Raw genomic sequence first — 9759 nt, forward strand, 5'->3', positions numbered from 1 at the left:
CCGTAAAAGTTATTAACTTGTGGATAATCACATCTCCACATCAATCATTGTTTTATTCACTTATCCCGAAAGTCCGTAAAAATCGTGGGGATAAGTTCTCTACTTAGCTTAATTAGTATCTGAACTTTTCTACATGGGCAGTACGGATAGCATGGGTGCCAACTCAAACTCAACACTCGTTCACCCGCGCTTTAGTTTTCACAGCGCCCACTAGCGTCCGTTCAGCGTCCGATTCGCACCTAAAATTGACACATATTGCCAACTTCATCTAACCTTATCTAACATTAGATGATTTTTAGGCCATAAAAAAGCGCCCCCACGAGTGCGGGCGCTTCTAGGAAAACCTAGTAAATAAGGCTAAATTATTTGCCTAACTTTTCTTTGCCTAAGACGTTTAACTTTTCGTCAAAGTCGTAGACAACTGGTTCGCCAGTAGCCATTTCAAGATCCATGATGTCATCATCAGAGATCCGTTCGATGTACTTGCTTAAGGCACGTAATGAATTACCGTGGGCTGCGATGATAACGTTCTTGCCATCAAGCAACTTAGGAGCAATTTCATCTTCCCAGAAAGGTCGGTCAAAAGCAGCCTTCCAGCGTTGGTATATCAACGTTTTCAAAACATTTTCATAATCCGCTAGTTACCAATTAGTGACAACTTTATCCAACGAAACCTTATGTTATCGGCGTTCTTGGCTAAAGTTGAGATACCAAAACGTTATATAGGGGAAGATTAAATATCGCCTAAACTTTAGTATTACTGTCTAAGACCAAACTTCATCTCTTTGACATAATTTTGAATACCACTTTCTTCAAGAATTTCAAATTTCTTAATAATTTCAGCAATTAATCTTCTAATATACGATACTAACTGAGTTAGCTTATCATTTGGAATATAGGTTGAGTCTCCGTGTGCAAAAACAGAACGCATGCCATACAAACTTTTCATGTTTTTAAATATTTCAAGTCTGTCCTCTGCACTTCTACCAATTAAAAATGCCATATTTTCAGAAACTTGTGTAGTTATACTTTGATCAAGCTTATTCTGTTCGAGTAACGACTCAATTCCAGACATTAAATTAGTAAATCGAACAGCACCAAAATCACTTGCTATTCCTATTGAAAATAGTTTATTTGCATTATATATATTTCTCTCCAAATTTGATAATTTAGGATGCTCAAAATCAATAATCTTTGTTTGAATTTTTCCAATTAAATTGAGATATTGATTATCACTCATCTCATTATCCAACTTAAGTTCTGCTGGAAATCTATCTTGTTTATATATTATAGTACCTTCTCCACTAGTAACGGCAAGCTTTTCTGTAGTACGTTGTAATGGAAAATCTCCTACATATAAACCTAAAGGTCGACTAATTTGACCAAGCATAACTTGAAATGCATCAAGAATAGCGCTAACAATTTGTCCTGCAAACTCGGCAGAGCTATGCTGGCTTCCTGACTTAACTGTAACTGTAGCAAAGTCTCCCCTAAATGAAGGAGACCTATCAAAATTAATATCACATACTGCTTCCAATTCTCTCAGATAACTCTCTTTAGTACTTTTAGCACGAAAAGTTACGGGGCCAATCATCACCGTTTCCTTTACCTTTACTCCAGTAATAGGAATAACACACTGATATTCTCTATCTGGCGAAAAGATTAAATTGACAATACCCGAGACAATTTCTTGTCTTAATTCGTCTGCCTCTTTATCAGATTCTTTTTTTATTTCTGCAACTTTCTTCATAATTTGCCTACCTAATGGTACTCCATCATAATAATGAATATTACTACTTTTAACTACCGCATCTTCTACTTGTATTAACAGTGATTCCGAATATTTAATCAGCACCCCCTGAGTTGTATAAACAGCCTCGGCTTCTGCCATATTCTCCTCACTTACATTTTCTACGCTCTTGATAAATTGATTAAGCAGCTCTCTTAATCTTTCTTCCGACAAAGCATTCTTATCTTTGCCTTTTGACATAATAACAACTCCTAAAATTTCGATTTCACTATTAATTTACGCCTATTACTTTCTTTACAAGACAGTACGATTCGTTTTGAATAGTCGCATCTCTGTATACAACTTTATGGTTCTTAATCATTCCTTCTTTGACTTTTATTTCCGAAAAGATAGCCAAATCTACAACAACTAATTTCTTATCACCAAATATTGCGTCAATCTCATCTATTAAATTCTCACAATATTTTGGTATCCCCATTGAAAACAAACGAGATTTTTCTACAGACTTAACTGTATAGTTCACAAAATCAACATTCTCACGACGATTGGTAAGTTGAACTCGTCCATAGTAATATTTATTAACGCCAGTCTCTAAATTTTTTATAAACAAGTTATTTAATTTTTGTTGTGCAATTCGTTTTCTTTCATGATCATTTGCGTCTTTTGCAGTATATACCAGCCGATTATTAGTCTTTCGAATAACATCATTAGCATGAACATCACGAATTCTAATAGCATTATCCTTTAAGAGCAATTGAACCAAATCCTGGCTAATTTCACCTCTATTCTTTTCTTCAACATATCGCTTAACTTCCTGATGAGTAGCAACATGGAGTTCATAACTACAATTATGATGCTTAGGGTTTCCTGTTCTAAGACTTCTTCGCAAGTACTTTCCACTCATCCGATTAATGATAGATAATAGTGGCTCATGACATTCTGGACAGTATAGATCATTCTTCAAATCATACTCTTTAGGAATATCACCATTTTCCATTTCAATTAACGTTAATGCATCAACTGTTATATTCTTTGATTTTACAAACGCTTCGCTAAATTTATTTGTTTTACTCATTTAGATTCTCTCCAAACATAAATAATCCTATGTATATGTGTTTAGTATAGTTGACCCTCTTAAAACTTACTATAGTTCTTTTTCAAAAACCATTCTTACTAAAGATACTCATTTGATTTTCTGAATTTATAACACATACTAAAAAATAAAGAAGCCTCATTGAATGAGACTTCTTTATAAAGATATCAGTGAAAGTTTCTACTTAATTCTATAAGACATTGGCACATTCACATACTCACCGTCTGATTTCATAACAATTGGCGTATCACCAATCTGAACAAACGATTCTGCCAACTTATAATCAGAAGGTACCCAATTCATAACAGCCGTCCCACTTCGCCAAACAAAAATATAGTAAGTTATTCCCTCGGGATTTTTCGCTACATATACATCATGAACTGAATCAATATTTTCAACTTTTATGATTAATCGTTTAATACTTGTTTTTGTATCAGTAAGATATGTGCTAATAGAAATATCCATTAATATTCACCCTTTAATTTAGATTTACTACATTAAAGTTAATTATACCAACATTACTCAAGACAAAATATCAATAACCCATTTAAAAATAGTGTATTTTACAAATTTCTTCTCTCTAATTGTCATTTTGCATTTTTCAAAACTGGATCATATATAAACTCTTTATGCTCAAAAGAGTCATATCCACCCTCTAATAGATTAATAATCCGTTTAATAACCTCAACTTCAGTAGGATAACCACTGTTATCTACCCACCCATGTAAGTTATCAGACTTCATAGAAATAATTTCTTCTGGTTTAGAATTGGTGACAATAGTTGAATTATGAGTAACAACTATCGCTTGTCTTCTATCCTTTACTTTTCTAAGCGATGTAACTAGGTGTTGATAAATATAACTGCTATCTAGATTATCTTCAGGTTGATCAAGCAGTAGCGGTGTTGTATCACCATTCAGGCTGCCATATGCAAAAATAAAGTCTAATAGAGCAACAACCTTTTGACCTAATGAAACTTGCTGAATTAGTTTGAATTTTGTAATATCACTCTCGTTCTCATAACTATTAATATCAAATTCCAAATCAAACACATCAACATTCAAATAGTAGCTTTGTAAAAAACTATATATTCTTCCACGTGCTGGACGGAAAATTTCATAATAAATTTGAGATAGAACCCGTTCTTCATTTTCTTTAGTAATCTCAACAACGCCATTTTCAATATCATGAAACTCACGCTTATCAGCATACTTTTTAATATCTAAAATTTCATTAACTCTAGGCCATTGCCCTTTTTTGAATAACAAATACACTTTTGGCAAGATAATCTCATCAGTTAAATCATTTAAATAGTCGTAAAGACTCTCTTCCGTAATATTAAAATTATCGAACCAACCAGAGCCACCATGAAAATAATCTGGATTAATATTGTCTAACCAGCCAAATTCATATTGCAGAATTGGTTGTTGAGTATATAGTATCCGTAAATTCTTTGTTATTTTATTAAATGGTTCAACTGCCTCTTGGATGTTCTTCTGCCTATCATTTAGTCTACTATCAATCTTATTACATTCCTTCTCTAATTGTTCATCATCTTTAACTCGATTAATCCTGATTTTCTTTATAAACTCATTATTCAATGCAAACTGATCTCCAATAAAATTAGTTATTCTATCATCAGTCGCATATTTTACTAACTCATTAATTGAATAGACTGCTTTAAACATTGTATCTAAGAATTCTTGTTTGTTAATTACTTCGTATATCATTGTCCCCTGTACAGTAAATATTTGAATCTTTTCAGTAGTCTTTTCAGTTATGTCGCTCCAGTTTGGTACTTCTTTTCGTTCAGAATATTGAGTAGCCCTATCAGTTCCGTATAGGTAACTTCTTATAAACATTTCTGGATTATAACCATCAATAGCTGGTCGGAAATAAATATAGTAATCTTGATCCTGATACGAGACGCTCAATTCTATTTTTCCTTGATTACATATATTCTCCAACTGCGATACACTGCCTATTTTTCGCGACAATACAAATCCTATACAATCAAGCAATGTGCTCTTTCCAGATCCTCTCCCACCTATAACACAATTTAAAGCAGTTGAGAAAGGAACGTCAAAGTCCGCATTATTTCCTAGAAAGCCAGTACCTTCAACATGGATGCTTTTTATATAAGCACTTGGAAGTTTAGGTTTCACTTGTCTCACAGAAATATCCGCATCGTGAATGGCATTTACAATCATTCTGAAATTTAATTCCTGACCCTTTAACCAAAAAAATTTCTTTCCCAACGCTTCTAATTCATGCGAATCTTCATCATATAATATAGTGACATCATTAATATTCCTATCTTGTCTAAATTTATTCTTTAAACCTTCAGTTTTACTTAAATCTGACAAACCGACGATTTTCATATTATCCGGAGATAATAATCTATCTTTATAAGCCCCGCTATAAGCTTTTCCAATCCCTTTGGTTTTTAAAATATTAACAGTATTAAAGTGCGCTATATATGCAATACCACCTATTTTTTTTATAGCGTCCATCACTTTCCAAGACGGTAAATATGTACCTCGTTGCTCAGTTACCAATACTGGCTCCAAAAACGCATTGAATTTTTCAATCATTGAATCATCCAGAATCGCCACTACGTGCATAGCATCACCACAAGAAATTTCAGCCCCTAACTGTATATGTGGATAGGACATATCTGTACCATAAGCCCTTCTTAAAATATTTACAGCATCCTTTAATTTTTTATATCCATCAATTGTATTATGATCAGTGATGATAGCAAGTTCAATCTGTTCTCTAAATAGAGTATCGCCGATTAGCAAGTAAACCAATAGTTCTTTATAGTCACTAAACAACTCATTATTTTCCACCATACTACTTAAATAGTCGTCCTTTTGAAACTTTGGAAATCTGAACAAATCCCTCTCATTTGCAATTTCCACTATTTCATCTATTGTGTAGCTCGAATATTCTTTCTTATGGGTATCTGGTATAACTGTGTAATCATGTGAAGCTGGAGTATGAAAATGCAATAATGTTTTTCGGTATTTTCCATAGCTTTGTTTCAATCCGTTCAAATGTTTAATTTCACGAAATAAACTAGATTCCTCTGTGATTTTTCGAAACTTTCGTAGCTTAGGTTTCATAATTACCCTCCCACAAACTTTAATACTATTAATATACTGCTTTTTTTCGAAAGAATCTAAAACATACGTACAAAAAAAGATAGACTAGTGACCACACTGGCCCATCTTTAATTTAGTTAATTCTCAATCACCTTCAATACCTTTCTCTCCTCAACCACAACTTGCTCCGGCAGCAAGCCTATATAATACTTCTGCGTTATCGCCGTACTAGCATGACCAAGATATCGTGATATATAAACTAACGAGATATTTTTATCAGCAATCATCAACGTAGCCAGCGTGTGCCCAAAAGTATGCGTGCTGAACTTAGATTCAATCCCTAGCTTCTTCTGTAATTGATGATACGATGCATTGATATTCTGAGCCTTTGGTAATCGACCATGCCTATTTATATAGTAGGAAATGATCAGGGTTAGCAATCCCATTTCGAAACAAGACCTTCCGATGATAGTGAATCCAGCCCTCCAGAATCTTCATAACCTTAGGTGGGATTGGTAGTATCCGCTTGGCATTTTTAGTCTTAGGTTCTTTTATCATTGAATGGTAACTATCCCAAGACTCATCCACTCGAATTGTTTTATGAAGGAAATCTAAGTCTTCATACTTGAGCGCAATACATTCACCAGCTCGTAATCCAGATTGCGAGATGATCAATAATGCTAAGCGATTCACATCGGCTAAATAGTAATGATAGCCTAGCAAAAAGTCTCTCACTTTCTTGTAGTCCGCTATCGACATGAACTTCTTATCATCCGACTTAGTTCGATTAGGATCTGCCACGATGTATAGTCGGTCATCCACGGGATTTCGGGGAATGACGCCATCACTGACCGCATCACGCAAACAAGCTCGAATATGCATCAAGTCTTTGCGCGCAGTCTCATGACTGAGGTCCAGCTTGTTTAGAAACTGTTGAATCTGGTTCCGCAGCAGATTCTCCATCCTGATATCCACCAAGTATTTTTTTTGTGATTCAGACTAGCTTAATAATTGTTCATCGTACTTAGAGACACCACCAGCTGCTTATATAAATCCACCCAATATTGATAATATTCAACAAACCTCAAATTAGCCATCTCCAAATTAAAAATCCTCAAAAAAAGAGATAGTCTAGAAACTACCTCTTCAGAATCAATCTATTTAATTGGACTGCTATATGCTTCATTCAGCATATATATTTTGAATGAAATCCCTAAATGTTTTACTTTATCAAACGATAATACTGATTGGGGGAGGTTGGCGCAGCTGCAACTCTTTCAAGAATCCCCATTGCCGTTAAATGTTTCAAAGCATTTCTAACCGAACTCAGACTGTAGTCATCGACTTCTGCTGATAATTCGCGTGTACGAACACTTCCATGTTCATAGGCAAGGCCAACTGCTGCTTGTTCAATAAAGTTTAGTTGTTGCCAATCCTTCCCAATCTTTGATTCTAAATCATCATTTTTCCGGAATGAGCGCATTACAATATTATTTTTCAGAATCAAATTGACGCTATTAGTATCAACATCATAGACAGGATCATCCAAAAAGAATTTATTCATATCTGTATAGATACGATCAACACCCTCACCAAACTCACGTACCCAGCCAAAATCAGTTAAGGCCCGTGCGATATAAGGATTTCTTGAATAGTGAGTGCGTCGAATATTTTCCGGGGTAACCACAGCTGGTAAACTACCTGGGCTATGGATTTCCAATCGATCGTCCAACATTAAAATCCGAATATCATCACCAGTATAATTGTAGCCTCGGTGAGTTACAGCATTAACAATTCCTTCCAACCATGCTCCCTTAGGATACTCTGGAACATCGATGAACTTACCCGACTTTGTATTCAAACTAGAAAAAGTTCGCAATTGAGCCTCTAAGCTATCACTAGCTTGCTGTAGCATTTTAGTTAGTGGTCCTTCAATTCTAATCTGTTTAACAATATTCATATCAGACCCAGTTTTCGCTTCTCGCCCCTCATATCGAATAAACCTAATTCTAGCACCTGGAATAAAAGCAGTCGGATACTTTGAAAGTAACAATACACCTGCTACAGTTAATCGATAAGTAATATGATCATTTGGTTTCCTAATACGCTTAGCCAAACCTTTTGGAAAAAGTAAATCCCAGAGATTGTCGCCTTCAAAACCATATAATTCTTTATATTGAGCAACAACATCTTCATCCAAGTCATTTAGCATTGCTTCATCGATAATTTGACTTTCAAAGGCTCGAATTCCTTTATCAAACTCAAGATTTTTACGTTCCTCATAAGTTGCTCGGTGAGTTTCGTCGCCAATTCTAAGATACACTTCATCTTTTTTGTTCACATATAGTTTATCATCAGCAGGCCGTACAGTTAACAACCAGATTTCGTCATCTAAGCTCCGGACATTTTTTACTGGTTTGCGGGTAATTTCTATCTTTATTGTTGGTACAATTCTTTGAGAACCAATTTGCAGGATATCATTCTTTTTTTGCGCTGTTAATAAGTTTACACCTTCATATTTTTTATCACTAATACCCAAAGCAACTGTGCCACCATCAGCATTCGCAAACGCAATTAGAATATTGGCGAGTCTGTTTAAGTCATATCTAGCACTTTTACGATCAAAAGTTTTTCCCTCTGAGATACTTAATAAATCTTTTTTTTCGTATTTAGGAGTATTCAATATTGCACCTCATATTTTTCAAAATACTTTAACTGCTATGTAAAACACCATTACTTATAATTCCTCTTCAAGCTCTACAATACTTGCTACAGCTCCGTAATTTCCTTTTAAGTTCCACACCTTTGATCTATTCTAGTAGATCAGCTTTAATCCCGTAGCCGTCATACTAAATATGACAACTTGTCAATTGCTCTTTACAAGTCGCCCCAAGCCTCATATTTCAAGCTAACTTGGACTTATTTCAGCTTATCTTTTACACTTGTTTTGTCCGACTTGTCAAATTTGTCAATTACACTTTACAAGTTACTCTTAGCCTCATGTCTCAACCTTATTTGGACTTGTCTCAGCTTATCTTTTTACACTTGTTTTGTCCGACTTGCCAAATTTGTCAATTGCCCTTTACAAGTCACTCCAGCCCCCGTATCTTAAGCTTATTCGGACTTGTCTCAGCTTATCTTTTTACACTTGTTTTGTCCAGCTTGTCAAATTGTCAATTCCACTTTACAATCCGCGTCAATCCTCATATTCCAAGCTTATCTACTCGGTATAGATCCAATTCGTTTTCAAACTAAATATTATACATAAGTATACCAGCTTTCAAATCAGCATTCATAAAACCCAATGTACAAAAAAAGGAGATAGCATTCAGCTACCTCCTTCAAGAAATATTTATTCAGCTACAGTATGATTCTCATCCACCATATACTGAAATTCAATCGTTCCAGCTAACAAGTCAGCTTTAAACAAGCCCTGTGTCCCGTTGTTCTCATCCGCCATGACAACGAAGTAACTAGCACCTTCGTCAGTCACGTGTTGGAAACTGACGTATTCACCCTTAAAACCGTTCTTCCGGAACAATCCGATCAACCGGATCATTTCACGCTGTGTTACTTCACTCGCTACTGATTCACTCATTATTAAAAATCCCCCATAATCAATTTCTCTTGTGCATAACTTTTATGCCGTAAAAGTTATTAACTTGTGGATAATCAATCATCCACATTAATCATTGTTTTTATGCACTTATCCCCGGGTCCGCAAGACCACTGGGGATAAGTCATCTATTAGCTTAATTAGTATCTGAACTTTTCTACATGGGTAGTACGGATATATGGGTGCCAACTCG

8 protein-coding genes and 1 pseudogene are annotated in these 9759 nt (G+C 35.0%); all 9 read right to left on the reverse strand.

The window, feature by feature from the left end:
- Positions 1 to 362: 362 nt before the first annotated feature.
- Positions 363 to 575 (reverse strand): annotated as a pseudogene (locus tag ACG95_RS12055) (2,3-bisphosphoglycerate-dependent phosphoglycerate mutase); the annotation flags it as partial.
- A gap of 182 nt (positions 576 to 757) precedes the next feature.
- A complete protein-coding gene (locus ACG95_RS12060) occupies positions 758 to 1990 on the reverse strand; it encodes a HEPN domain-containing protein (RefSeq protein WP_048000757.1) in 1233 nt (410 codons plus the stop codon).
- Positions 1991 to 2021: 31 nt separating this feature from the next.
- Positions 2022 to 2825 (reverse strand): hypothetical protein, encoded by an 804-nt coding sequence (locus ACG95_RS12065; protein WP_048000758.1) that lies wholly within the window; start codon positions 2823 to 2825, stop codon positions 2022 to 2024.
- Between the two features lie 198 nt (positions 2826 to 3023).
- Positions 3024 to 3308 (reverse strand): hypothetical protein, encoded by a 285-nt coding sequence (locus ACG95_RS12070; protein ID WP_048000759.1) that lies wholly within the window; start codon positions 3306 to 3308, stop codon positions 3024 to 3026.
- Between the two features lie 122 nt (positions 3309 to 3430).
- Positions 3431 to 5971, reverse strand: coding sequence for a Spaf_1101 family AAA-like ATPase (locus ACG95_RS12075; protein WP_048000760.1), 2541 nt, complete (start codon positions 5969 to 5971; stop codon positions 3431 to 3433).
- A gap of 116 nt (positions 5972 to 6087) precedes the next feature.
- A complete protein-coding gene (locus ACG95_RS14930) occupies positions 6088 to 6396 on the reverse strand; it encodes a tyrosine-type recombinase/integrase (RefSeq protein WP_053072811.1) in 309 nt (102 codons plus the stop codon).
- The gene (locus tag ACG95_RS14275) at positions 6356 to 6913 is read right to left on the reverse strand and encodes a site-specific integrase (RefSeq protein ID WP_053072812.1); all 558 of its coding nucleotides are present in this window, start codon (positions 6911 to 6913) and stop codon (positions 6356 to 6358) included. Before ACG95_RS14275 ends, ACG95_RS14930 begins: the two co-directional genes overlap by 41 nt.
- A 259-nt stretch (positions 6914 to 7172) precedes the next feature.
- Positions 7173 to 8633 carry an ATP-binding protein gene (locus tag ACG95_RS12085; RefSeq protein WP_048000761.1) on the reverse strand — a complete coding sequence of 487 codons (1461 nt, stop codon included), beginning with the start codon at positions 8631 to 8633 and terminating at the stop codon, positions 7173 to 7175.
- A 669-nt stretch (positions 8634 to 9302) separates the two neighbouring features.
- Positions 9303 to 9548 carry a hypothetical protein gene (locus tag ACG95_RS12090; RefSeq protein ID WP_048000762.1) on the reverse strand — a complete coding sequence of 82 codons (246 nt, stop codon included), beginning with the start codon at positions 9546 to 9548 and terminating at the stop codon, positions 9303 to 9305.
- Positions 9549 to 9759 lie beyond the last annotated feature (211 nt).

The sequence above is a fragment of the Lactiplantibacillus herbarum genome (assembly GCF_001039045.1).
Taxonomy (GTDB): Bacteria; Bacillota; Bacilli; order Lactobacillales; family Lactobacillaceae; genus Lactiplantibacillus; species Lactiplantibacillus herbarum.

Bases quoted from the DNA above. Each gene is read 5' to 3' on its own strand.
- ACG95_RS12070 (WP_048000759.1), bottom strand. From the start codon at position 3,308: ATGGATATTTCTATTAGCACATATCTTACTGATACAAAAACAAGTATT.
- ACG95_RS12090 (WP_048000762.1), bottom strand. From the start codon at position 9,548: ATGAGTGAATCAGTAGCGAGTGAAGTAACACAGCGTGAAATGATCCGG.
- ACG95_RS12060 (WP_048000757.1), bottom strand. From the start codon at position 1,990: ATGTCAAAAGGCAAAGATAAGAATGCTTTGTCGGAAGAAAGATTAAGA.
- ACG95_RS12075 (WP_048000760.1), bottom strand. From the start codon at position 5,971: ATGAAACCTAAGCTACGAAAGTTTCGAAAAATCACAGAGGAATCTAGT.
- ACG95_RS14275 (WP_053072812.1), bottom strand. From the start codon at position 6,913: ATGGAGAATCTGCTGCGGAACCAGATTCAACAGTTTCTAAACAAGCTG.
- ACG95_RS14930 (WP_053072811.1), bottom strand. From the start codon at position 6,396: ATGGGATTGCTAACCCTGATCATTTCCTACTATATAAATAGGCATGGT.
- ACG95_RS12065 (WP_048000758.1), bottom strand. From the start codon at position 2,825: ATGAGTAAAACAAATAAATTTAGCGAAGCGTTTGTAAAATCAAAGAAT.